General features: G+C 71.2%; 20 protein-coding genes. 14 read left to right on the top strand and 6 right to left on the bottom strand.

Translation table 11 applies throughout. The features are described from left to right. Window positions 1–11: 11 nt before the first annotated feature. A complete protein-coding gene (locus K4S16_RS01070) occupies window positions 12–3,041 on the bottom strand; it encodes a glycosyl hydrolase (protein ID WP_235036491.1) in 3,030 nt (1,009 codons plus the stop codon). 290 nt (window positions 3,042–3,331) lie between these two features. Here K4S16_RS01070 and K4S16_RS01065 point away from each other — a divergent pair, with 290 nt between their 5' ends. From K4S16_RS01065 to K4S16_RS01045, 5 genes are all read left to right on the top strand, one after another. Next, window positions 3,332–4,642 carry an ABC transporter substrate-binding protein gene (locus K4S16_RS01065; RefSeq protein WP_149256917.1) on the top strand — a complete coding sequence of 437 codons (1,311 nt, stop codon included), beginning with the start codon at window positions 3,332–3,334 and terminating at the stop codon, window positions 4,640–4,642. A 114-nt stretch (window positions 4,643–4,756) separates the two neighbouring features. Next, window positions 4,757–5,755 carry a carbohydrate ABC transporter permease gene (locus K4S16_RS01060; RefSeq protein WP_149256916.1) on the top strand — a complete coding sequence of 333 codons (999 nt, stop codon included), beginning with the start codon at window positions 4,757–4,759 and terminating at the stop codon, window positions 5,753–5,755. Next, a complete protein-coding gene (locus K4S16_RS01055; RefSeq protein WP_149256915.1) occupies window positions 5,752–6,588 on the top strand; it encodes a carbohydrate ABC transporter permease in 837 nt (278 codons plus the stop codon). Before K4S16_RS01060 ends, K4S16_RS01055 begins: the two co-directional genes overlap by 4 nt. Further along, window positions 6,585–7,967, top strand: coding sequence for a GH1 family beta-glucosidase (locus K4S16_RS01050; protein ID WP_149256914.1), 1,383 nt, complete (start codon window positions 6,585–6,587; stop codon window positions 7,965–7,967). Before K4S16_RS01055 ends, K4S16_RS01050 begins: the two co-directional genes overlap by 4 nt. Next, a complete protein-coding gene (locus K4S16_RS01045) occupies window positions 7,964–8,971 on the top strand; it encodes a LacI family DNA-binding transcriptional regulator (protein WP_149256913.1) in 1,008 nt (335 codons plus the stop codon). The genes K4S16_RS01050 and K4S16_RS01045 overlap by 4 nt, the downstream gene beginning before the upstream one ends. 66 nt (window positions 8,972–9,037) lie before the next feature. On the opposite strand, the gene K4S16_RS01040 is transcribed toward K4S16_RS01045, so the two are convergent. Then, window positions 9,038–11,044 carry an ABC transporter ATP-binding protein gene (locus K4S16_RS01040; protein ID WP_200841624.1) on the bottom strand — a complete coding sequence of 669 codons (2,007 nt, stop codon included), beginning with the start codon at window positions 11,042–11,044 and terminating at the stop codon, window positions 9,038–9,040. Between the two features lie 285 nt (window positions 11,045–11,329). On the opposite strand from K4S16_RS01040, the gene K4S16_RS46345 reads away from it, so the two are divergent. Both K4S16_RS46345 and K4S16_RS46875 read left to right on the top strand, forming a co-directional pair. Further along, window positions 11,330–12,160 carry a MerR family transcriptional regulator gene (locus K4S16_RS46345; RefSeq protein WP_268843206.1) on the top strand — a complete coding sequence of 277 codons (831 nt, stop codon included), beginning with the start codon at window positions 11,330–11,332 and terminating at the stop codon, window positions 12,158–12,160. Next, entirely contained in the window at window positions 12,079–12,285 is a 207-nt protein-coding gene (locus K4S16_RS46875; protein WP_375708319.1) for a redoxin family protein, read from the top strand. Before K4S16_RS46345 ends, K4S16_RS46875 begins: the two co-directional genes overlap by 82 nt. Before the next feature lie 180 nt (window positions 12,286–12,465). Here the strand turns inward: K4S16_RS46875 and K4S16_RS01030 are convergent, their stop codons facing one another. Then, window positions 12,466–13,077: a TetR/AcrR family transcriptional regulator gene (locus K4S16_RS01030; RefSeq protein WP_149256912.1), complete on the bottom strand. Its 612-nt coding sequence runs from the start codon at window positions 13,075–13,077 to the stop codon at window positions 12,466–12,468. Between the two features lie 128 nt (window positions 13,078–13,205). On the opposite strand from K4S16_RS01030, the gene K4S16_RS01025 reads away from it, so the two are divergent. Further along, window positions 13,206–14,645, top strand: a complete 1,440-nt coding sequence (locus K4S16_RS01025) for an MFS transporter (protein WP_149256911.1) — start codon at window positions 13,206–13,208, stop codon at window positions 14,643–14,645. A 136-nt stretch (window positions 14,646–14,781) separates the two neighbouring features. On the opposite strand, the gene K4S16_RS01020 is transcribed toward K4S16_RS01025, so the two are convergent. The 3 genes from K4S16_RS01020 to K4S16_RS01010 form a co-directional block, all read right to left on the bottom strand. After that, window positions 14,782–15,207 (bottom strand): hypothetical protein, encoded by a 426-nt coding sequence (locus K4S16_RS01020; protein WP_149256910.1) that lies wholly within the window; start codon window positions 15,205–15,207, stop codon window positions 14,782–14,784. Window positions 15,208–15,459: 252 nt separating this feature from the next. Further along, window positions 15,460–16,488 (bottom strand): hypothetical protein, encoded by a 1,029-nt coding sequence (locus tag K4S16_RS01015; RefSeq protein WP_149256909.1) that lies wholly within the window; start codon window positions 16,486–16,488, stop codon window positions 15,460–15,462. Window positions 16,489–16,573: 85 nt separating this feature from the next. Then, window positions 16,574–16,852: a hypothetical protein gene (locus tag K4S16_RS01010; protein WP_149256908.1), complete on the bottom strand. Its 279-nt coding sequence runs from the start codon at window positions 16,850–16,852 to the stop codon at window positions 16,574–16,576. A gap of 68 nt (window positions 16,853–16,920) precedes the next feature. Here K4S16_RS01010 and K4S16_RS01005 point away from each other — a divergent pair, with 68 nt between their 5' ends. The 6 genes from K4S16_RS01005 to K4S16_RS00980 all read left to right on the top strand — a co-directional run bounded on the left by K4S16_RS01005 (window position 16,921) and on the right by K4S16_RS00980 (window position 23,374). Beyond that, window positions 16,921–18,186, top strand: coding sequence for an MFS transporter (locus K4S16_RS01005; protein WP_160160831.1), 1,266 nt, complete (start codon window positions 16,921–16,923; stop codon window positions 18,184–18,186). Window positions 18,187–18,245: 59 nt separating this feature from the next. Further along, on the top strand, window positions 18,246–18,947 hold the full coding sequence (locus K4S16_RS01000; protein WP_160160830.1) for a TetR/AcrR family transcriptional regulator: 702 nt from the start codon (window positions 18,246–18,248) through the stop codon (window positions 18,945–18,947). Between the two features lie 121 nt (window positions 18,948–19,068). Continuing rightward, window positions 19,069–20,754, top strand: a complete 1,686-nt coding sequence (locus K4S16_RS00995; RefSeq protein WP_200841622.1) for a (2,3-dihydroxybenzoyl)adenylate synthase — start codon at window positions 19,069–19,071, stop codon at window positions 20,752–20,754. After that, window positions 20,751–22,346, top strand: coding sequence for an FAD-dependent monooxygenase (locus K4S16_RS00990; RefSeq protein ID WP_149256905.1), 1,596 nt, complete (start codon window positions 20,751–20,753; stop codon window positions 22,344–22,346). The genes K4S16_RS00995 and K4S16_RS00990 overlap by 4 nt, the downstream gene beginning before the upstream one ends. Before the next feature lie 69 nt (window positions 22,347–22,415). Next, window positions 22,416–23,072: a VOC family protein gene (locus K4S16_RS00985; protein ID WP_149256904.1), complete on the top strand. Its 657-nt coding sequence runs from the start codon at window positions 22,416–22,418 to the stop codon at window positions 23,070–23,072. Continuing rightward, window positions 23,069–23,374 (top strand): hypothetical protein, encoded by a 306-nt coding sequence (locus K4S16_RS00980; protein WP_149256903.1) that lies wholly within the window; start codon window positions 23,069–23,071, stop codon window positions 23,372–23,374. The genes K4S16_RS00985 and K4S16_RS00980 overlap by 4 nt, the downstream gene beginning before the upstream one ends. The last annotated feature ends 14 nt before the right edge of the window (window positions 23,375–23,388 follow it).

The following is a 23,388-nucleotide window of genomic DNA, read 5'->3' as shown; positions in this document are numbered from 1 at the left end:
GGGGAGTGCGGTCAGTTGTAGGGGAGGGTGACGACGGACTTGTCGCCGGTGCCGAGGGTGGTCGGGTTGGTGCCGATGGCGTTCCAGACCTCGATCCTTACGGTGCCGCCGTCCAGGTCGCCTAGAGACCCGGTCGCCGACTCCAGGCCGGTGCGCTGGGTGTAGTGCTCGTAGCCGGGTACCGGGTCGGTGGCGAAGTAGTGGTAGGTCTCCACCCTGTCCCAGGTCCCGTCACCGGTGCGGTCGTAGGAGATCCGCACCTGGGGGCCGTTCCCCACCGCGGTGCCGGCGTCGACCGCGAGATCCAGGGCGGTGGCGCCGCCGTTGTACTTGAGGGTCACCCCCTCGGCGGTGAAGGTCACCGGGTCGGTCGGCGTCCCGTCGTGGGTCTGCCCGCCGGCGGACGCGAGGGTGGCGGTGCCGGTCGTGCCGGGGGCCGGCAGCACGCTCCCGTCGCTCTGCGGGTACAGGGTCGGCTTCCAGGGCGTCCCCGTGGGCGTGACCGTCGGCGTGATCGTCGGCGTGGGCGTCCCGCCGTCGTCGCCGCCTCCGGTCGCACTGCCGCCGCTCCATTCGTTCGCGCCGGAGGCGACGGTCTTGCCGGGGGGCACGGCGAGGGTCGTGCCGTCGGAGAAGTGGACGGTGAGGTCCGTCGAAGTGATGTTGGAGGCGACGTACGTCCGTTCGCCGTTCTTGGTGAAGACGCTGCTCAGCGGGCTGTCCGCGGTGACGCTCGTGTCGACGTGCCCCAGCGCGGCCAGGTTGCGGATCCAGTGGAAGGTGTGCGCCTTGCTCTCACCCTCCTCGGACGTGAAGCCGCTGTTCGCGCGGAAGTCGGCCAGTGCCCTGTCCCCGTCGCCGAGCGCGAGGAACTCGTACCAGATGTCGGTCCAGGAGAGAGGCTGAGTGGCTCCGCTGTTGGTCAGCATGTCCTTGTAGTCGGTGAGCACGTAGTCGGGGTCGTATCCGAGGTACAGGTGGCCGCCGGTGACGGGCAGCAGGTTGATGCCCTGGATCTTGGCGGGATCGGCGGAGAACCAGGTGGAGTACGCCGCGCCGTCGCTCCACACCATGCCGACCTCGTTGTGCGGGAAGTCGCGGGGGAAGACCTGGTCCTTGGTGTCGAACCAGTAGTCCTGGATCGCCGCCGCCTGCGTCGTGTACATGTAGATGCCCGCGTCGCGGACGGCCTTGTTCCCGGTGGCCTGGCCCCATTGGATCAGGGCGTTGTCGAAGTTCATGCCCTCCGACGACGACTCCTGGTTGTTGCCGGCCGCGAACGACCCGTGCCCCGACGCCCAGTCGTGGCCGCCGTAGATGTCGAAGTCCCGCAGGTAGGGGAACCGGGTGTCGGTGCGGTCGTAGTTGTTCGCGTCGCGGATCAGCAGGTCGACCATTCCGCCGTACCGGTCCTCGGACGCCCACTGGGGGTCGAACTTGGCCAGGGTGGCCGCGGCGGCGATGTAGTAGCCGTAGTGGAAGTGGTGGTCGTTGAGCTCCTGGTCCGACCCGTAGGAGGCCGGGTAGCCGATGAGGGTGCCCCAGTTCCGGTCGTAGTAGAAGAGGTGCGCCGTCTTCCCCGGCGAGGCGGTGAACCAGTCGGTGAGCTTGGACCTGATCGCCGACAGGGCGGCGTCGCGTACCGCCGTGTTCCCGGTCTGGTCGGCGATCTCCGCGAGGCGGGCGGCGCGCCCCAGGCCCTTGCCGGTCCAGTACGTGTCGTCGCTGACCTGCTTGGTCGGGTCGGACTTCTCGGCGGCGAGGTAGTTCTGCAGCGTGGTCGCGTCGGATCCGCCGGAGTCCGCGACCGCGGGCACCTCCGGGAGCACCCCGTGGAAGACCATCGAGGTGGTGAAGGACTCGATCCCGGTGAGCACCTTGAGGGCGCCGCGCGGCGAGACGTACGTCTGCGGCAGCGGGGTGCCCGACGCCAGGTACCGCCACTGGTGGGGGAGCAGCGCCGCGACCGTGCCCGTGCCGCCGCCTTCCATGGCGGTGGTGGTGTAGGTGTAGGTCGTCGTCACGGTGCTCTTCGCCTCGTCGTACCGGTAGGAGGCCTTGGTGCCGGTGACGTGGTCGTATGCGGACTTTCCGTAGGTCGTGGCCAGGCTCTTGCGGTCGTCGTCGCTGGCCGACGCGGTGGTCGGCAGGACGGCGACGGAGAAGTAGTCCTTCCCGGCGAGCGACGAGCTGATCGTCGAGCCGCTGACCGTCCAGGTCGCTCCGGACGGGGCGTAGGCCGCGTAGTCGTGGCCGTTGATCGTGTAGCCGATCCAGGATCCGCTGTTGGACCAGACCGTCGGGGCGGCCCCGCCGGAGGCGGTGAGCTGCGCGTTCCCTCCGGACGTGCGGAAGTACGCGAACGGCAGGCCCTTGCCGACCGTGGCGCGCAGGGAGCGCGCCCCGTCGCTGAGGTACGGGCTGACCGTCCAGTCGCTCCAGCCGTCGACCTTGACGTCGGGGGCGTTCAGCTGCGCCACCCCGGCGACGAAGTCCTCGCGGTAGGGGAAGTGGTACTCGCCGGGACCGGTCGCCGAGCCGCTGATCGACGGCGTCGTGGTGTAGGAGAACCCGAGGCCGCCGGCCTGCGCGCGGAAGGTCAGCGGATTGGCGGCCAGCGGCTCGCCGTACGCGCAGTTCGTGCGCTTCCACAGGATGGACGACCACCAGTCGTTGGTGGGCACGGCACCGGACGGGGCGTTCGCCGTGACCCACTGGCGCGGGTCGGTCGAGATCGAACCGCAGCCCGAGGGCAGCGGGCCGACCTGGGTGGTGGTGTAGCCGCCTGCGCCGACGGTGTCGGCGGCGGCGTCGCCGGGACGCAGGGCCGCGAAGCAGAGGACTCCGGCGACCAGCACGGCGACGCCGGCGGCGAGCAGGGCCTGGTACGGCCGCCTCGCGCCGGCGGGGCCGCGGGCGGTGCCCGGCGGCGGTCCGGAAGCGGGGGCGCGGCCGGGCGCGGAGAGCGCACCGAGCAGGCGCGCGCGGGCGCGGCTCGGCCGCCGGCGACCTGGTGGCCGGGACATGTCGGACGCGTTCATCGTTGACGCCTCCCAAGATCTGTTCCGCGGGGCGTCCGGAAGCGGACGCCGTGCGGAGGGGGGTGGGTTGGAGGGCGGGCGGGGTTCGCGAACGGCGCCACTGAGAGAGCGCTCTCACACAGGAGAGCGCAATCTTGCGGCGCCGTCAATACCGAATCCCGGACACGCGCGATGGGAGGGCAATCCAGGTTTCTTGTAGGCGAACCCGTTGACAGCCGACGCGGCGACGCCCCACTCTCTTCGGAGAGCGCTCTCTCACCAACAGACGCACACTCGGCCCGGGAGGGTTCATGAGATCGGCACTGGGCGGCCACCGCGCCCGTCCCCGCACGCGAGGAGGGGCGCCCGCACGGGCCCTCGCCGCGACCATCACCGCCGGCGCGCTGCTCCTCACCGGAGCCTGCGGCGGATCGTCCGCCTCCGGCGACGAGGACATCACGCTCTCGGTCGGCCTGTTCGGCGACTTCGGGTTCGAGCCGCTCTACCGGCAGTTCGAGCAGGCCCACCCGAACGTCCGGATCAAGGAACGCCAGGCCACCTACGACGACCACCACACCAACCTGGCCGCGCACATCGCGACCGGCAGCGGCGCGGCCGACGTCGAGGCGATCGAGGTCGGCTACATCGGCACCTACACCGCGCAGCCGCAGCGGTTCGTGGACCTGCGCAAGTACGGCGCGTCCAGCCGGCAGAGCGAGTACCTGTCCTGGAAGTGGCAGCAGGGCGTCGCCGCGAACGGCGCCGTGATCGGGCTGGGCACCGACGTGGGCGGCCTGGCGCTGTGCTACCGGCGCGACCTGTTCGCGAAGGCCGGGCTGCCGGCCGACCGCGAGAAGGTGTCCGCGCTGTGGCCGAACTGGCAGGCGTTCCTGGCCACGGGCCGGCGCTTCGCCGCGAAGGCCCCGTCCGGCGTGAAGTTCGTGGACGGGCCAGGCGAGTTCTTCCGCGCGATGGTGGCACAGGCCCCGGAGGGCGTTTACGACCGGCAGGACAAGGTCGTCGCGGCCACCAACCCCGCCGTCAAGCAGGCGTGGGACCTGTCGACGCAGATGGTCTCGGACGGCCTGTCGGCCAAGCTGACCTCCTTCACCCCCGCGTGGGACACCGGCTTCGCCAAGAGCTCCTTCGCGACCGTCGCCTGCCCGGCCTGGATGATGGCCTACATCCAGGAGCACTCACCGGGCTCCTCCGGCCGGTGGGACATCGCCGCGATCCCGGGCGGCGGCGGCAGCGCGGGCGGCACCCACCTCACGGTGCCGACCCAGAGCAAGCATCAGAAGGAGGCCGCCGAACTGGTGCAGTTCCTCTCCGCCGCGCCGCAGCAGGAGGCGGTGTTCAAGGCCATCGGCAACTTCCCCTCGCTCCCGGCGCTGTACGACAAGCCCGAGGTCCGCGACTACACCAACCCGTTCTTCAACGGGGCGCCGGTCGGGAAGATCTACGCCGACTCGGCCAAGAGCCTCGACCCGCAGCACCTCGGTCCGGCCGAAGGCCAGGTCAGAGCCGCCATCGGCAACGGCCTGACCCGCGTGGACCAGGGCAAGCAGTCCCCTGACCAGGCCTGGAAGCAGGCCCTCGACGACGTGTCGAAGGTCAAGTAGCCCGCCGGCGTGACGGCGCACCGGCGGGTCCCCGGTTCCCCGGGGATCCGCCGGCCGCACGCGCCGATCCCGGAGCCCGCGCCGCGTCCGGGCGGGCTCACGAAAGGATCTTCCATGGCCCTGCGCCAGACCGATTCGCTCCCCACGACCAGGGGCCGGCGGCGAACCGGCCCCACCCACGCCCGGCACCGGCCGAGCGGCTCACGATGGAACCGGTTCGACCGCACCGTCAGCCCGTACGCCTACGTCTCGCCCTTCCTTGTGATCTTCGCCGTGTTCGGGCTGTTCCCGCTGCTGTACACGGCCTGGGTCGCGCTGCACGAGTGGAGCCTGCTCAAGGGCGACCAGGGCTTCGTCGGCCTCGACAACTTCCGCGCCCTGCTGTCCGACGGCAACTTCTGGAACGCGGCGTTCAACACCGCGTCGATCGGCGTGCTGTCGGCGGTGCCGCAGCTGCTGCTCGCGCTGTGGCTGGCCCACCTGCTCAACCGGCCGCTGAAGGCGCAGACCTTCTACCGCATCACCCTGCTGCTGCCCAACGTCACCAGCGTCGTCGCGGTCGTCGTCATCTTCAGCCAGCTGTTCGGCCGCGACTACGGCCTGATCAACATGGTGCTGACCCACCTCGGCGCCGGCCGCGTCGACTGGCAGGCCGGCACCGCCTCCAGCCACGTGGCCATCGCCCTGATGATCATCTGGCGCTGGACCGGCTACAACGCCCTCATCTACCTGGCCGCGATGCAGGCCGTCCCGCGGGAGCTCTACGAGGCGGCGACCATCGACGGGGCGTCGCGGCTCAAGCAGCTGCGCTCGATCACCGTGCCGATGATCAAGCCGACCATCCTGTTCACGATGATCGTGTCCACCATCGGCTCGATGCAGATCATGGCCGAGCCGATGCTGTTCGGCGCCCAGGTCGGACCCGCCGCGATCGCCACCGGCGGCGCGGGCCGCAAGTTCCAGACGCTGTCGCTCTACCTCTACGAGCTGGGCTTCCGCAACTTCGACTTCGGCTACGCGTCGGCCGCCGCCTGGCTGATGCTGCTGCTCGTCATGGTCGCGGTGGGCGTCAACTTCCTGCTCGCCCGCCGCATGAAGGGAGGCCTGTCATGACCGGATCCCGCACCAGCGGCCTGCTGACCCACAGGCTGACCCACCTCACGCTGATCGGGGTGGCGTTCTTCTCCGCCTTCCCCATCTACTGGAGCGTCATCGTCGCCTCGCAGGACAACAGCGCCATGGCCGAGGTGCCGCCGCCGCTGATCCCGGGCGGCAACCTGTTCGCCAACATCGCCAAGGTCTTCGACACCGCACCGTTCGCGCTCGCGCTGCTGAACTCCCTGATCGTGGCGGGCTCCATCACCGCGTCGGTGGTGTTCTTCTCGACGCTGGCCGGCTTCGCGTTCGCCAAGCTGCGCTTCCGCGGCCGGAACCTGCTGCTCGGGCTGACCATCGGGACCATGATGATCCCGACCCAGCTCGGGATCATCCCGCTGTACATGCTGATGATCAAGCTGCACTGGACCGGCACCCTGTACGCGGTCATCGCCCCAGCCCTGGTCAACGCGTTCGGGGTCTTCTTCATGACCCAGTACCTCTCCCGGGCGCTGCCGACCGAGCTGCTGGAGGCCGCGCGCGTGGACGGCTGCGGCAACTGGCGGCTCTTCTGGCACGTCGTGGCGCCGGTGGCGCGCCCCGCCGCCGCCGTCCTCGGCATGCTGACGTTCATGACGGCCTGGAACGACTACTTCTGGCCGCTGGTCGTCCTCACCCCGGACGACCCGACCGTCCAGGTCGCGCTGTCCGCCCTCGCCAGCGGCTACGTCCAGGACTTCACGCTCGGCCTGGCCGGCACCGCGGTGGCCACGCTGCCGCTGGTGCTGGTCTTCGCCCTGCTCGGCAAACGCATCATCGGAGGCATCATGCAGGGGGCGGTCAAGGGATGAGCACGCGCACCGACACCGACACCGGCGCGTCCGGCCGGACGCTCGCCTTCCCACCCGGGTTCGTATGGGGCGCCGCCACCGCGGCGTACCAGATCGAGGGCGCGACCGGCGACGACGGGCGCGGCCCGTCGATCTGGGACGTCTTCTCCGCCCGGCCCGGCGCCGTCGCCGACGGCCACACCGGTGAGGTCGCCTGCGACCACTACCGCCGGTACGCCGCCGACGTCGCGCTGATGGCCGAGCTGGGGCTGCCCGCCTACCGCTTCTCGATCGCCTGGCCGCGGGTGCAGCCCGACGGGTCCGGCCGGATCAACCCGCGCGGCCTGGACTTCTACGACCGCCTGGTCGACGAACTGCTCGCGCACGGCATCGACCCGTACGCCACCCTCTACCACTGGGACCTTCCCCAGGCGCTCGAGGAGCGCGGCGGATGGGCCGACCGGAGCACCGCCCTCAGGTTCGCCGACTACGCGGCGGCCGTCCACGAGCGGCTCGGCGACCGGGTCACGGTCTGGACCACGCTCAACGAGCCATGGGTCGCGGCGTTCCTCGGCTACGCCTCCGGCCTGCACGCGCCCGGGCGCCGGGACCCCGCCGCCGCGTTCCGCGCCGCCCACCACCTGCTGCTCGCCCACGGGCTCGGCACGGCCGCGCTGCGGGCCGGTGGCGCGCCGCAGATCTGCCTCACCCTCAACCTCTCGCCGGTCATGGGGACGGACGAGGACGCGGTGCGGCTCGTGGACGGCCTGGTCAACCGGCAGTTCCTCGACCCGGTGCTGACGGGTGCCGTGCCGTCCGACGTGCGGGAGATCGTGGCGAGGCACGCCGGACTCGGCCACGTCCTGGACGGAGACGACGAGGCCATCGCCCAGCCGATCGACCTGCTCGGCGTCAACTACTACAACCCCACGTACGTGGCGGCCGCGCCGGGCGCTCCGGCCGACCCGGCCTACCCCGGCAGCGAGGGCGTCGCGTTCCTGCCGGCCCGGGGAGTGACCACCGAGATGGGCTGGCCGATCGAGCCGACCGGGCTGACCGCGCTGCTCACCCGGCTGTCCCGCGACCACCCGCACGTCCCGCTGGTCGTCACCGAGAACGGGGCGGCGTTCCCCGACGAGCCGGACGGCGACCGCGTCGCCGACGCCGACCGGCTGGCCTACCTCAGCGGCCACCTGGCCGCCGCCCACGCGGCCATCGAGGCCGGGGCGGACCTGCGCGGGTACTTCGTCTGGTCGCTGCTGGACAACTTCGAGTGGGCCGAGGGATACCGGCGCCGATTCGGAATCGTCTACGTCGACTACGCTTCTCAGCGCCGCATCGTGAAGGACAGCGCGTTGTGGTTCCGCGACGTGATCCGCAGGAACGGGGTGCGAGATTGAGCCGGCCCACACTGGAGGCGGTGGCCGCGCGCGCCGGCGTGTCCCGGGCCACCGTCTCCCGGGTGGTGAACGGGTCGGCGACCGTCAACCCGCGCATCCGGGAGGTCGTCGAGCAGGCGATCAGCGAGCTGGGCTACGTGCCCAACCCGGCGGCGCGCAGCCTGGTCACCCGGCAGACCAACTCCTACGCCCTGGTGGTGTCCGAGCCGCCCACCCGGGTGTTCTCCGACGACCCGATGTTCTCCACCGTGATCCGCTCGGCGAGCGTCGAGCTGGAGGCCGCCGACAAGCAGGTGGTGCTCATGCTGGCCGGGTCGCCGGGCGGGCACGCGCGGGTCGAGCGGTACGTGGCGGGCGGTCACGTGGACGGCGTCATGCTGATGTCGATGCACGGCGCCGACCCGCTGCCCGCCGCCCTCTCGCGGCTGCGCGTCCCGGTCGTGTCCTACGGCCGGCCCACGGTCCCGGTCGACCTGCCGTACGTCGACAACGACAACGGCGGCGGCGCGGCCGCCGCCGTGCGCCATCTCCTCGACACCGGCCGCCGGCGGATCGCCGCCATCACCGGCCCGCTCGACATGATCGCCGGGCAGGACCGGCTCGCCGGGTACCGCGAGGCCCTGCGCGGCGCCGGGCTCCGGCCGATCATCGCGCTGGGCGACTTCACGCGCGAGTCCGGGGCGGAGGCGATGCGGCAGCTGCTGGACGACGACCCGGAGCTCGACGCGGTGTTCGCCGCCAACGACATGATGGCGATCGGGGCGCTCCGCACGCTGCGCTCCGCCGGCCGGCGGGTTCCGGACGACGTCGCCGTCGTCGGGTTCGACGACATCGAGGCGGCCCGCTACTGCGAACCGCCGCTCACCACCGTCCGCCAGCCGGTGAGCGAGCAGACCGCGGCGATGGTCCACCTCCTGCTGGCCCTGGCCGACGGCCGCCGGCCACCGGACCGGGAACGCTACAAGATCCTCCCCACCGAACTGATCGTCCGCGAGTCCGCCTGACCGCCGACCCGGCACGCCCCACCCGGTACCGGGTGCTCCCCGAGCACCCGGTACAGGACCGGGCCCTCACGGTTGGGCTTCCGGCTGAAGGTGCCGGTTTCCGGTGCTTGTGGCGTGGATGTCGTCCGCGTCCTGCCGGTAGGCCGAGGCTTGCAGCTCGTACAGCTCGTTGTACAGGCCGCCGAGGGCCATCAGCTCGTGGTGGGTGCCCTGTTCGCGGACGCGGCCGCCTTCGAGGACGTAGATCCGGTCGGCGTGCCGGACGCTGGAGAGCCGGTGGGTGATCAGCAGGACGGTCCGGCCGTGCCGGCCGGCGTGCTCGCGGATCTGCTCGAAGAGGTGGTGCTCGGCGCGGGCGTCGAGTGCGGCGGTGGGCTCGTCGCAGATCAGCAGGGGCGCGTCGCGGTAGAAGCCGCGCGCGGACGCCAGCCGCTGCCACTGCCCGCCCGACAGTTCGCACCCGTTGGCGAAGCGCTTGTCCAGCAGGGTGTCCAGACCGAGCGGCAGAGTGCTGATCACCTGGTCGGCGCCGGATGCGGTCGCGGCCTCCTGGACCCTCGGCAGGACGCCCGGGGCGGTGAGGTCGTCGCCCATGGTGATGTTGTCGGCGGCGGTCATCGGCCAGTGCGTGTGGTCCTGGGCGACGACGGCGATGGCGCCGCGCAGGACGTCGGGATCGAGATCGTCGGCGCGGACGTCGTCCCAGCGGACGTGCCCGTGCTGCGGGCTGTAGAGCCCGGCGAGGATCTTGGCCAAGGTCGTCTTGCCCGACCCGTTCTCGCCGACGAGCGCGACGATCTCCCCCCGCCCCAGCCGCACCGAGACCTCGTGCAGGGACGGGACATCGCTGTCGGGGTAGGTGAAGGTGACCTCATCGGCGGCGATCTCCCTGAAGCCCGGCAGCGCCTCCGCATGTCCTGCGGCGTCCGCGCGGGAGGCGCGGCGGGGGCGCCGGACATGCTCCTCCGCGGTCTGGCAGAAGGCCGTGTAGTCGCCGAAGTACAACCCGTCCTCGTAGCAGCGGTTGAGCGCGTACACCAGGTTGATCAAGGATGTCTGGCCGGCGCGGATCGCCAGCACCGCCGTCCCGGCGACCGCCAGCGGCATCATGCCGCGCCACAGCAGCAGCCCCAGCGCCGTGTACATCAGCGCCGTGGCGACGCCCTTCAGGACGTCGCCCCACACCTGCGACATCGTCTGCCGGCGCGCGAGATCCAGCATCACCCGGCGGATGTGGGCGGCCAGGCCGGCGTAGTGGCGCAGCAGGAAGGCCCGGACGGTGAACGAGCGGACCTCGGCGGCGTGGCGCCGCTCGGTCATGAGCTCGGACATGATCCAGCCCCGCCGCCGGGTCTCCACCAGGTCGAGCTGGGTCAGGTAGCCCAGCCTGGCCGCGCGGACCGCCGCCCAGCCCTCGGGCAGCGCGGTCAGCAGCAGCAGCGGCAGCAGCACCGGATGCAGCAGCCCCAGGGCGCCGGCCGCGGCCGCGACGCCGACGGCGGCGGTGAACAGGTTCACGGCGTTGTCCACCATGGAGGGAGCCGAGTCCACGCCCCGCATCCGCGCCCGGTGCAGGTCGTCCTGGAACTCGGCGTCGTCGAACGCCGCCAGCTCGATCGCGGTGGTGAGCTCGTACAGGCGCTCCTCGACGATCTGCTCGACCTGCGGCCGCAGCCGGGCCTGCGCCCACTGCGCCGCCGCCGCGAACCCGGCGCGGACCGTGATCGCCGCCCCCACCAGCAGGAGCTGCGGCGCCGCGGCCCGCACCCGGTCGGGGGTGGGGCCGGCCGCCAGCAGTGCGGTCAGCACACCGGTGGTGGCGAGCAGCCCGAACGCCGTGAACACACCGGCGACCACGTTGAACGCGATCGTCGCGGCGAGGTCCCGCCGGCTCGCCCGCCACCCGAGCCGCAGCACCTGGCCGATCAGCGCCGGCAACCGCCTGGCCATGGTGAGCATCCCGGTATCGGACAGCTCGGCGGCCTTGCGGTACCACTTGTGCTCCGTGAGCGCGGGCCCCATCGGCGCAGGGGCGGCGCGTCCGCGGCGCGGCGCCCGGCTCGGTCGCTTCATCGACTCACCCCCGCCGAGCCGCGGATCGATGATGTCTCGCGATCGTCAGGGCGGGCCACACTGGTCACGGAACCGGCCTCCGGGGAGTGGTGGTGGACGGGCACCACCCTCCGCGCCGTACTCGGCCGCGGGAAGGGCTTCGGCGGTCTCTGGCCCCGCGCCCGGGCGGCACAGTTCTCCGCCCGGCGGGTAAGGGCCGCCGGAAGGCGGGGCGTAGCCGCCGTCCCAGATTCGGCTTGACCTTACCCTCAAGGGCAAGGTTTAGCGTTCTCCGAGGTGAGATGCATGCGGATCAGTGAGCTGGCCCGTCGGGCGGGCGTGACGACCAAGGCGGTGCGCTATTACGAATCGCTGGGACTGCTCACGCCCGAGCGTCTGGCCAACGGCTACCGGGACTACGACGAGCACGACGTCCGGCTCACCCAGGAGATCCGGGCGCTCGGCAGCCTCGGCATCCCCGTCGAGCGGACCAGGCCGTTCCTCGACTGCCTCGCGACCGGCCATCGGCACGCCGACGACTGCCCGGCATCACTGGCCGGGTACCGGGACGCGATCAACGAGCTCACGCGGCGGATCGAGGGGCTCACCGCCCGCCGGGCGGCGCTGGTCGCGCACCTGCAAGAGGCCGCCCACCGCAACAGCCGCGTCTCACCTTCCGACGAAGGAGAGGACCTGATGGCCGACTACACGAGCCTGCCCGCCGACCTGCCCGTCCCCGAGGACGATGGCGCGGCCGCCCATCTGCCCGGCCTCAAGGTGCCGCACCTGGAACTCCAGGACACCGGCGGCGCGGCGATCAGCCTTGACGCGCTCGGAGCGGGCCGGACGGTGGTCTACGTCTACCCGCTCACCGGCCGCCCCGGCACCGACCTGCCCGACGGCTGGGACTCGATCCCCGGGGCGCGCGGCTGCACACCCGAGGCGTGCTCCTTCCGCGACCACTACCAGGACCTCCTCGCCGCCGGCGCGGCCGATGTGTTCGCCTGTCGAGCCAGGACAGCGACTATCAGCGCGAGGTCGTCGAACGGCTCCACCTGCCGTTCCCCATGCTTTCCGACCCCACCCGCAGCCTTGCCCGGGCGCTGGACCTGCCCACCTTCGAGACCAGCGGGCTGACGCTGTACAAACGGCTGACTCTGATCATCCGCGATGGTGTGATCGAGCACGTCTTCTATCCGGTCTTCCCGCCGGGCGAACACGCCGGTCAGGTCCTGACCTGGCTGCGGGCCAACCCTCAGTAGAAACCACCGCTGGCCGGTGAACCCCATCGGGACACCGTCGAGGTCGTGCAGGCCCATCGGATCCGCAGCGGCCCCGCCGCTGCGCCAGCCCCGCACCTCCACCAGCGCGTTCCTCCCGATCCGCCGGCCCGGCGACGGGCAGTTCCTCGCCCGCGAGGGCGCCGCGGCGGCCGGCAACGCCTACTCGGCGCGCAGGGCGCCAAGCAGGGTTCGCACGAGGGCCTCGCCGGCCTCGACCTGGTCGAAGCGTCGCGCGGAGACCTCTTCCATCGCGGCGTGCAGCAGTGCGTAGACGGTGCTGACGAGCCATTCCACGGGCAGGTCGGTGCGGAAACCTCCGGCCTCCCGCCCCTGGACGATCAGCTCCCGGACGTGCGCCATCGGCGGGTCGTGCAGTTGCCGGACCTCCTCGGCCGGAAGCGTCCGCCGTGCGGCGTTGTACAAGCTGCCGAACCGGCCGATGAGCGGCCATGCCAAGCGGATGAGGTGGGCGAAGGCGTCCGCCGGCGGCGACTCGGCGCTTCGCGCGCCTTCGATGACCTCCGTGCTCTGGTCGATCGCCTGCCGAAGGACGGCCCGGAGGACGTCCTCCCTGGACGGGAAGTGCGCGTAAAGGGTGACCCTGCCGACGCCCGCAGCGCGAGCGATGTCGGTCATGCTCGCGTCCGGGTCGCGGACGAACAGGTCCGTCGCCGCCGTGATGATGGCGGCGCTGTTGCGTTCGGCGTCCGCCCGGCGACGGCCGCCGGCCTCCGGCTTCGCCCCCGCGCGACCGCCCGTCCTGGCTCCCATGGCCACCACTCTAACAACAAGTCGAACACCGCCGTTCGCTTTATGCCCCCGGCGGGTATACGTTAACCCGAACACTGCTGTTCGGATTAACGGCGGCGCTCTGGCGCCGCCGGGCTAGGAGGCCCTTCATGGCCCACGGTTCGTCCACCCACCACCACGTCGCGGCTTCCGCTGCACCACCGGATCCACGACGCTGGACGGCGCTCGCGCTGATCAGCGTGGCCCAGTTCATGCTGGTCCTGGACGTCACGGTGGTGAACGTGGCGCTCCCCGACATCGGCGTCGACCTGGCGCTCGGCCGGTCCGGCCTGACGTGGGCGGTCACGGCCTACACGCTGTTCTTCGGAGGCCTGATGCTGCTCGGCGGACGGCTCGCCGACACCTTCGGCGCCCGGCGCATGATGCTGATCGGCCTGTCCGTCTTCACCGCCGCCTCCCTCGCCACCGGCCTCGCCCAGAACGAGGCGCTGCTGCTCGGTGGCCGGATCGCGCAGGGTGTCGGCGCGGCGCTGCTGTCACCGGCGGCGCTGTCCACCGTTGCCACCACCTTCCACGGCGCTGAACGCAACAAGGCCCTCGGCATCTGGGGCGCGCTCGGGGGAGTGGGCTTCGCCGCAGGCGTGCTGCTGGGCGGCGCCCTCACAGCCGGACCGGGCTGGCGATGGGTGTTCTTCGTCAACGTCCCCGTCGGGCTCGTCCTGCTGGGAACACTGCCGATGGTGGTGCGCGGCCACGCCGCCCGTCCCGTCGGGCAGCGGCTCGACCTGCTCGGCGCCGGCACGGTCACCGCCGCCACGGCCGCGTTCATCTACGGAATGATCAACGCTGGTGACGACGGCTGGTCCGCCGCCGGCACCCTCGTCCCGCTGGCCGCCGCCGTCCTGCTGTACGGCGCCTTCGGCTGGATCGAGCGCACGGTGAAGACCCCGCTGATGCACGTGACCATGCTGGCTCGCCGTCCCGTGGCCGCCGGAGCCTTCCTCATGCTCGTCGCCTCCGGACTGCTCATCTCCCTGTTCTTCCTCGGATCGCAGTACCTCCAGCACGCGCGCGACATCAGCGCTCTGGAGACGGGCCTGCTCTTCCTGCCCGCCGCACTCGGGACCGGCGTCGGGGCGCACATCGCCGGACGGCTCGTGGGTTCCATCGGCACTCGCCCCGTTGCCGCGGCGGGCCTGGCCCTGGTCGCCGTCGGCTCCGGCCTCCTGACCGGCCTGTCGGCGGACGGCGGGGTCGGGCTGGAACTGCTTCCGGGGATCGTGATCGCAGCCGCGGGCGTCGGTCCCGTCTTCGTCGCGGCGAGCACCTCCGCCCTGGCTCACGTCGAGCACGCGGAGGCGGGCCTCGCCTCCGGCCTGATCAACACCTTCCACGAGTTGGGCGCGGCGATCGGCGTGGCGGTGGCCTCCACCATCGCCGCGACGGGCCTCGCGAACGTCCCGTCCATCGACGGCTTCACCACCGCGTTCACCGTGTTCGCCATCACCGCGGCGGCCGCCGCCATGATGTCCCTCTGGCTGGTCCCCCCAGGCAAGCCCCAGATGACAGGCACCCCGCACGCCCACTAGGAATTGACCCCGGAAGCTCGCCCGAGTGCTCCGAGCTTCGACACGCCCATGGGGACGCACGACGAAACGGGGATCGGCCTCGCCGATCCCCGTTGCCGTGGGCAGGGGGATCCGGTCGGCCGCACCCCGCGCCGGCTCAGAGCAGTTGCGCACGCACAAAGCCGAGGAGCAGGACGGCGAAACCGCCGATCTCGGCAACGATCAGGGCGATCATGAAAGCGGTGGTGCCGCGGACCCGGTCACGAAACTGGTTGTCGGTGTCACGGCGCCAGCCGTGATAGACGTACGTGCCGATGGCGGCCGTGAAGAACAGCACGATCACTCCGGCGGCCAGCAGGTTCACAGTCGAGGTCCAGCCGCTGAACTGGACGAACGCGGCGACCAGCAGCGTGGCGAACGAGTAGAGCAGAGCGGCACGATGCGCCGTGTCCACGTATGGATGGGCCACGTGCTCCTCGGACCGGGCCATCTGCATGTACTTCCATACGCCCAGCACCAGCGCCCACAGGAATATCAGCCCAGCCGCCAGCATGACGACTTTGGTGTCGGTGCCCAGTTCCATCGTTGTTTCTCCATCATCGGCGGCATTGCGGTGAAGGTCAGAGCCGACGTCGTGTCCGGTGTGCAGTGCAGGGGAGGGCTAGGGCACCGGGCACTCCGTCGTGGCGAAGAGAGGGAAGCCCGCCGCCGACAGAAACTGTACATGTGTGTTCGGTTTCGGAGACGCGCGGGGGCTGGACTGCTTCCGCCGACCGCCTTGAGGAGTCAGGGGGGCGGGAACCTGGGGAGTGCAGCTGACAAGGGCTGCGGATCGTCAGGGCGTTTGCCGCAGACGCGGCGGATGAACGCCATCTGTGGGCGTGTGATCGGCGCCTTCCGCCGTGAGTTCCTCCGGCCTGCCGGCCTCCGCCGGGGGCGGCGGCAGCGGTGGGCGGGATCCGAGTGTCTTTTTCAGGAGGTCGGCGGCTGGAGTCCTATAGGGGGCGAGGGTTTGCAGGATGTCCCGGGTGTTCTCGATCCTGTCCTCGTTGATGGTGAAATGGCCCGCGTCGACCATGGCGTCGTCCCCGTCGTTTCCGGGGATGACCACACCGACGATGCCGCCCTTGTCGGTGACCAGGGCACGGTCGCCGGTCAGGCATCTCTGGTCCAGCGGCGACACCTCCTCCCGGATTACCACGTCCAGTACGATTCCGGCGTCCAGTTGCTCCCGTAGGACCTCGAGCATGGCGTCGTCGATCTCGGAATTCGACAGGACCAGGATCCGGTGCAGCATCAGGCCGCCATCGGTGACCGCGGACCGTTCCGCCGCGAGATAGGTGGTATCGCGTCCGGTCCACCAGTAATCGTTGCCGGTCGCGCTGAGGGCGGTCATCTTCGTCAGTTCGGGCAGGAGTCCGGGACGGAACTCCTGGCGGCGCCCGAGCGAGGACTGGCCGTTGGCCAGGTCGCGCATGTCCTCGGCGAACGCTCGCTGCCGTGCCTCGCGCAGTTTCAGCAGGATCGCGCTGTTGCGGTCGTCGATCCGAGTCCACTGCTCCGCGATCTCCCGGACGAATGCCTGGCACTCGGCGGGTGCGTCGGTCAGCGATTTGGTGATGGCCAGCGCTGCGGAGATCTCGGCGAGCCTGCTCTGGTCGTGGTGGATGCTCTCCTCGCGGCGGAAGAAAGCGTCGATGACCAGGGTGAGAATGACTCCGACGAGAGTGACGAGCAGGGCGAGCCGTCCGGGGACGCCTCCCAATCCGGCCACTACGGTCATTGTTCCGAGCCCGACCGAAAGCAGCCCGCCGAAGACGAGTCGCCCGCGCTGCCACGGAACCGCCGACTTGCGTTCCGCCACGACAATGACTCCTCGCTGCTCAGGTGCTCGTTGAAGGGCTCCGAGTGATCATTTGGGGTGCATCCATTGCCGAGAATGAACCGCGTCAACAGGTCGCATGGCAGCATTTCAGGAACTCTGCTTCTGAGTCTGTGTCGTCTGCCACATTGGCCCCGTTGACCATTAACGCGATCACGGACTGCCGCTGCGCAGCGCCGCACCGGTGGCCGCCGAGGGGCGCCCAGGACCCGCCCGGCCGGATGTGACGCCCGCCCTCGCCGACTTGCCGTGACGGGCTCCTGATCGGCCCGGCGAAGTCGAGTGCCTGGTGCATCGCCGCACGCCAGGGCTGATTTTTCATCAATGTCGAAAGCTTGACAGTCATGTCAGCGCCTTCGTATGTTCTTCGCCACACCCGCTGGAGCGGGTGACCGAAAGAGTGAGGAGGCTCGGATGACGACGCCCGCCCACCCCCGTCCCGTGAGCTCACTGGCCGCCGTCGCGGCCGTGGCGATCGGCTTCGGGGCGATCGTGTTCGACGGCTACGACCTGATCGTCTACGGCTCCGCCGTGCCCGCGCTGCTGGCCCACAAGGAGTGGGCGCTGTCCCCGGCGGAGGTCGGGGCGATCGGGAGCTACGCCCTCGTCGGGGCATTCCTGGGCGCCATAGCGTCCGGGTCCCTGACCGACCTTCTCGGCCGGCGACGGCTCTTCATCGTCTCGCTCGCCTGGTTCTCCCTGATGATGCTGTTCGTCGCCCTCGCCCCCAACCCGTGGTCGCTGGGGCTGTTCCGGTTCCTGGCGGGCCTCGGGTTCGGCGGAATCCCGCCGACGGCCATCGCCCTGGTCATGGAAGTGGCGCCGGAGCGCCGCCGGCACGTGGTCAACGGCCTGATGCTGTGCGGCTTCCCCGCTGGAGGCATCCTCGCCTCGGTCCTCGCGCTCGTGCTCCTGGAGCCCGCCGGGTTCCGCGTGCTGTTCGCCTTCGGTGCGCTGCCCCTTGTCACGCTCGTCCCGCTGGCGATCTGGCTGCTTCCGGAGTCGCCGGACTTCGCGCGCTCGACCCGAGCCGCCGTCCGCCGGGAGCTGCGCGGGCTGCTGACCGGCCGCGCCGCGGTGGCGACCGTCCTGTTCGTCGTGGCGAACTTCTGCGGGATGCTGCTGGTCTTCGGGCTCAACACCTGGCTGCCGCAACTGATGCGCAAGGCCGGCTACGAGTTGTCGTCCGCGCTCCTGTTCCTGCTTCTGCTCAACGTGGGGGCGGTCGTCGGCGGCCTCGTCGGCTCTTCTCTCGCCGACCGCTACGGCAGCCGCTGGGTCGCGGCCACGCTGTTCGTCGTCGCCGTCGTCTCGCTCGGCCTGATCGCCGTGCCGCTGCCGACCGCGGTGCTGTACGCCCTGGCCTTCGTCGCCGGTGCGGCGACGACCGGGAACCAGATCGTCATCTACGGCTACGTGGCCGCGCACTACCCCGCCGGGAACCGGGCGACCGCCCTCGGCGTGAGCAGCGGCGTCGGCCGGCTCGGCTCCGTCACGGGCCCCACGCTCGGGGGCGCCCTGCTCTCGGCCGGCGTGGGCCTCGGCGGAAACGTCGCGGTGTTCGCCGCGGTCGCGGTCGTCGGTGCGGTCGCGTGCGCATTCGTCCCACGCCCCCTCAGTGGGACGGTTCCCGCGAAGGTGCTCGCCTCGCCGACGGCCGGGGACGGGGTGCCCGCGTGACGGCGGCCATGCGGCAGAATGAGTCGCGTCCGCGGACCCTAGACCGAGGCGAGGTGGCGATGGCCCGGCAGCCGACCCGCCGGCGCCTGGTGTCCAACGAATTGCTCGAGCACTCCGCTCGGCTGTTCGCGGAGCAGGGCTTCGCCAACACCAGCCTGCAGGACATCGCCGACGCGATGGGGATCAGCCGCCCGGCGCTCTACCACTACGTCAGCAACAAGGAAGAGCTCCTCGCCGCGCTGGTGCGCGATGTCCTGGAACGCGTCGTGGAGATCCTGGAGCGGATCGGCGGTCGCGAGGACCTCGCTCCGGACGCGCGGGTCGAGGCCGCGCTGCGCGAGATCGCGGTCAACAACGCCCGGAACACCACGCGCTTCCGGCTGCTCGACCGCAGCGAACCGGATCTTCCGGCGGAGATCGCGGAGATGCACCGCCGGACCCGGCACCGGGTGCTGGAGCTGCTGACCGGCCTGATCGAGGACGCCGAGTCGGCCGGAGCCTTCCGCCCGCTTCCGGCCCGGACGGTCGCGCTCGGGATGCTCGGCATGGTCAACTGGATCGCCTGGTGGTACCGGCCCGAGACGGGCGGCGATGCCGAGGCCGTGGCGGACGTCCTCGTCGACGTCGCGATGACCGGCGTCCGCCGGGCGGACGACCGCACCCTCGCCCCGGGCCCGTGGGCGGCGCTCGATCTTCTCAAGGAAGACATCGCCCACCTGGAGAGCGCGATGCGGCGGGCCCTGCCGGCCGAATCCGACTGACCTCCGGCCACGCCACCGCCGTTCGACGAATCCCACCGACGTGGTTTCCGACGTCGGTCGCGCACGCTTGGCGCTGACAGAACTGTCGATTATCCTACGTTTATGTTCAGAGGAGGCAGCCGTGGCCGATGAGGCCGCCCTTCCATCGCCGCACTTCCCGCCCGACCGGACCGATGCCTACGTCCGCGAGGGCCTGTGGCGGCGCGAGCCGCTCGGGGACGTGCTGCGGCGCGCCATGGCCCGCCGTCCCGAGCACCTCGCCCTGGTCACCACCGAGATCAGGTGGACCCACCGCGAGCTCGACGAGCGCAGCGACGCTTTCGCGGCGGGGCTCCTCGCCGCGACCACACTGCGTCCCGGTGACCGGATGATGTTCCAGCTCGGCAACGTCGCCGAGACCGTCGTCGCGTACTACGGCGCCATCAAGGCCGGGATCATCCCCGTCTGCACCCTTCCCCAGCACGGCGAGCGTGAGATCGGTCAGCTCGCGGAGCACACTGGGGCCCGTGGCCACATCGTCCAGGCGGACTTCCGCAACCGGGACCTGGTGGGGCTGGGCGGCCGCCTCGGAAGGGCCGTCCCCGTCCTCGACACACTGATCGTCGCCCGCGGTGAGGCGCCTCCCGGCGCGCTCTCGTTCGACGACGTCCTCGACGCCGGGTCGGCGGCGGACGCCGGTGCGCGGCTGCGCTCGCTGGAGATCGACCCGGACGGGATCGTCGCCTTCCAGCTCTCCGGCGGGACGACGGGCCTGCCGAAGGTGGCTCCCCGGCGGCACGCCGAATACGCCTGCAACTCCAGGTTGTGGGCCGAGGCGCTGGGGCTCGACGAGAACGCCGTGGTCCTGCATCCGCTACCGATCATGCACAACGCCGGCACCGCCGCCGCCCTGCAACCGGCCCACCTCGTGGGCGGCGTCTTCGTGCTCGCGCCGGCCGCTGACGCCGGTCCGGTGCTGGAGCTGATCGCGCGCGAGCGGGTCACCACGATGCCGGTCGTCCCGCCGGCGGTGGCGATCCGGGTGCTGGAGCATCCCGCCGCCCGCGAGCTGGACCTGAGCAGCCTCACCCGGTTCGTCCTCGGCGGGCAGCGTCCCTCCGCGGACCTGGTCGAGCGCCTGGAGACCGAACTCGGCGTTCCGACGCAGCAGATGTTCGGCATGGCCGAGGGGATGTTCCTGTACACGCCGCCGGACTCGCCGGAGTGGGTGCGGCGCGGCACGGTGGGAACGCGCATCTGCTCCGCCGACGAGGTGCGCGTGCTCGACATCGCCTCCGAGGAGGAGGTGCCGGACGGGGAGCTCGGCGAACTCGCCTGCCGCGGGCCGTACACGATCCCCGGCTACCACCGCGCGGCCGCGCACAACTCCTCCGCCTTCACCTCGGACGGCTTCTACCGGACCGGCGACCTGGTCACCCGGCACGTGGTCGGCGGCAGGGACTTCTACTCGATCGACGGCCGCATCAAGGACGTCATCAACCGCGGCGCGGAGAAGATCCACGCCGAGGAGGTCGAGGAACTGCTCGGCCGCCATCCGGCGGTGGACGGCGCGGCCCTGGTGGCGATGCCGGACCGGGTCCTGGGCGAGCGGATCTGCGCGTACGTGGTCCCGAAGGCCGGTACCGAGGCGCCCACCCTCCGCACCGTCAACTCCTTCCTGCTCGACCAGGGCCTCGCGAGGTTCAAGCTGCCGGAGCGCCTCGAGATCGTCGACGCGTTCCCGCTGACCCACGTCGGCAAGGTGTCCAAGAAGGACCTCCGGGCCGACATAGAACGCAAGATCGAGAAGGAGAACGCTCCCACATGAGGCTCGACAGCATCGCGGTCCTCGGCGGCGGCCCCGGCGGCCTCTACGCGGCCCGGTTGTTCAAGCTCGCGAATCCCGGGGCGACCGTCACCGTCCACGAGCAGAGCAGGCCGGAGCGGACCTTCGGGTTCGGCGTCGCCGTCGCCGCGCGGACGCAGCGCAACCTGGAGGCCGCCGATCCGGTGACGCAGGCCGACATCATCGCCGCGGGGCGGCCGCACGACATGCGCATGCTGGTCGGCGGCAGGGCCGCGCGGGTGCACAACGGGGCGCTCATCGGCATCGCCCGGCCGGAACTGCTGGCGATCCTCAGCCGGCACGCCGAAGCCGCGGGTGTCGACATCCGGTACGGGTCCCGGGCGTCCCTCGCGGATCTCGACGCGGAACTGGTGATCGTGGCGGACGGGGTGAGCAGCCAGACCCGCACCGGACTCGCCGCCGAGTTCGGCGCGCACGTCGACGTCGCCGGCGGGCTGTACCTGTGGGCCGGCGCGGACTTCGCGCTCGACACGGCGATCTTCGCTCCGGCGACGACGGCCCACGGGACCTTCGTCACCCACGCCTACCCGTACTCGCCCGACCGCAGCACCTTCCTCATCGAGACCGACGAGGAGACCTGGCGCGCGGCCGGCTTCGACGCCACGTCCGAGGCGACCCCTCCCGAGGAGTCGGACACCGCGGCCCTGGACTACCTCGCCGACACGTTCGCCGAGCACCTCGGCGGGCATCGGCTGATCGGCAACCGGACCCGCTGGCTGCGCTTCCGCACGGTCCACTGCGAGCGGTGGACGCACGGCAACGCCGTGCTCCTCGGCGACGCCGCGCACACCGCGCACTACTCCGTCGGCTCCGGCACCAAGCTCGCGATGGAGGACGCCATCGCCCTGCGGGACGCCGTCACCGGGGCACCGGACCTGCCGACCGCGCTGGCCGCCTACGAGCGGGCCCGCCGCCCGCAGGTGGAGCGGCTGCAGGAACTCGCCCGGCGCAGCAGGCTGTGGTGGGACTCGTTCCCTCACCGCATGCATCTTCCGGTCGACCAGTTGATGGTCGCCTACATGACCCGCACCGGCAACGTCGCGCTCCAGCGCTTCGCCGGGACGAACCCCGAGGTCGTCCGCCGCGGGCTCGCCCAGTTCGCGGGCGTCGACCCGAGCGGTGTCCCCCTCGACGGAGTCGTCGACTGGGTGCTCGCGCGACCGTTCGCGCACGGCGCTCGCCGCTGGGACTCCCGGCTGCTCGACGCCGGCTCCCGCGAGACCCTCTCCGCCGTGCCGGGTGACGGCGGGCCGACCAGCGGCGCCGACCTCGCCCGTATGGAGATCGCCCTCACCGATCCGTGGGACGAGCACGGCGACGCGCTCGTCAAACGGGCGCACGATCTCGTGCAGAAGGGCTGGCAGGGCTGCTGGCTGACCGGACCGCAGGACTGCGGCCACCTTCTGACCAGGCTCGAGATCGGCGAACGACTGCGCAACGAGACCGGTGCGCTCGTGGTGGTCGACGGCCCGCCGTCCTGCACGGACGACCTGGCCGCAGGCATCGCCTCCGGCCGCACGGACCTCGCGTGCGTCACCACGGCACGAACGTGAGACCCGGCGACGACAAGGACGGCGCGACCTGGGACCCGCGCCGCGAACCCGAACAGATGCGGAGTTGAGATGATCAAGGATGAGCACCGGGCGCGGGGCGTCGACCACGCCGCGTTCCCGACCTTCGACCCGGCCGCGACCGTGCGGTTCTACCGGGATGTGCTGAAGTTCCCGGTAGTGCACTCGATCTGCGCGGCGGGCTGGGGACCCGACCGGCACCCCGACTTCATCCACTTCTTCTTCGACATCGGCAACGACGACCGGATCGCCTTCTTCTACTACTTCGGTCACGAACCGGCCGGCGACCCGGATGCCCGCGGCGACGCCTGGGCCCGGCTCCCCGAGGGAACGCCGGAGTTCTTCGCCAACTCCCGGCACCTCGCGATCCACGTCGACTCCGAAGAGGACCTGCTCGAATACCGGCGCCGCCTGGACGAGAGCGAGTGGCCCTGCGAGATGCAGGTCATGCACGAGACGATCGAATCGATCTACACCCACGATCCGAACGGCTACATGATCGAGCTGACCCGGGCGCTGCGTCCGGTCACGCCGCAGGAGGACCTGGACGCCGCGCTCACGGTCGACGCGCTCTGCGAGGTGGCGTCAGGTCCCGAGCCCACGCTGGAGAAGCTGCTCACCCGCAAGGCGGAGCTGATCGTGGAGCGTGCCGAGGCATGGGAGCGCGCCCGGACGCCTGCGCCCGAAACCGAGACGGTATCGCCGTGACCGCCATGTTCGTCCTCGACGTCCCGGAGAACCGCGGCGTGATCGAGGTGGCCGGGCAGGACCCGCTGCTGGCCGTGGACGAGGTCGGCCCCTACTTCCGCATCTCCGCCACGGGGGAGCGCCCCGGCGATTCGGGCGACGAGCCTCTCGGGGCCGGACACAGCAGCACGACCGGCGAGATCGTCATCGACCGGCGCGCGACCGGCTGCCGGCACGCGGTGTGGTACTCGGCCATCGCCGGCCTGCAGGGCGCCCGGATCGTCCAGCACGACAAGAACGCCCTGCGCGTCGTCCCTGGCTGAAGCCGCGGCCGAAT

This window comes from Actinomadura sp. K4S16 (genome assembly GCF_008327685.1).
Classification (GTDB): Bacteria; Actinomycetota; Actinomycetes; order Streptosporangiales; family Streptosporangiaceae; genus Spirillospora.
The sequence above is the reverse complement of the archived record's forward strand: the minus strand, read 5'-3'. Positions and strand labels throughout refer to the sequence as shown.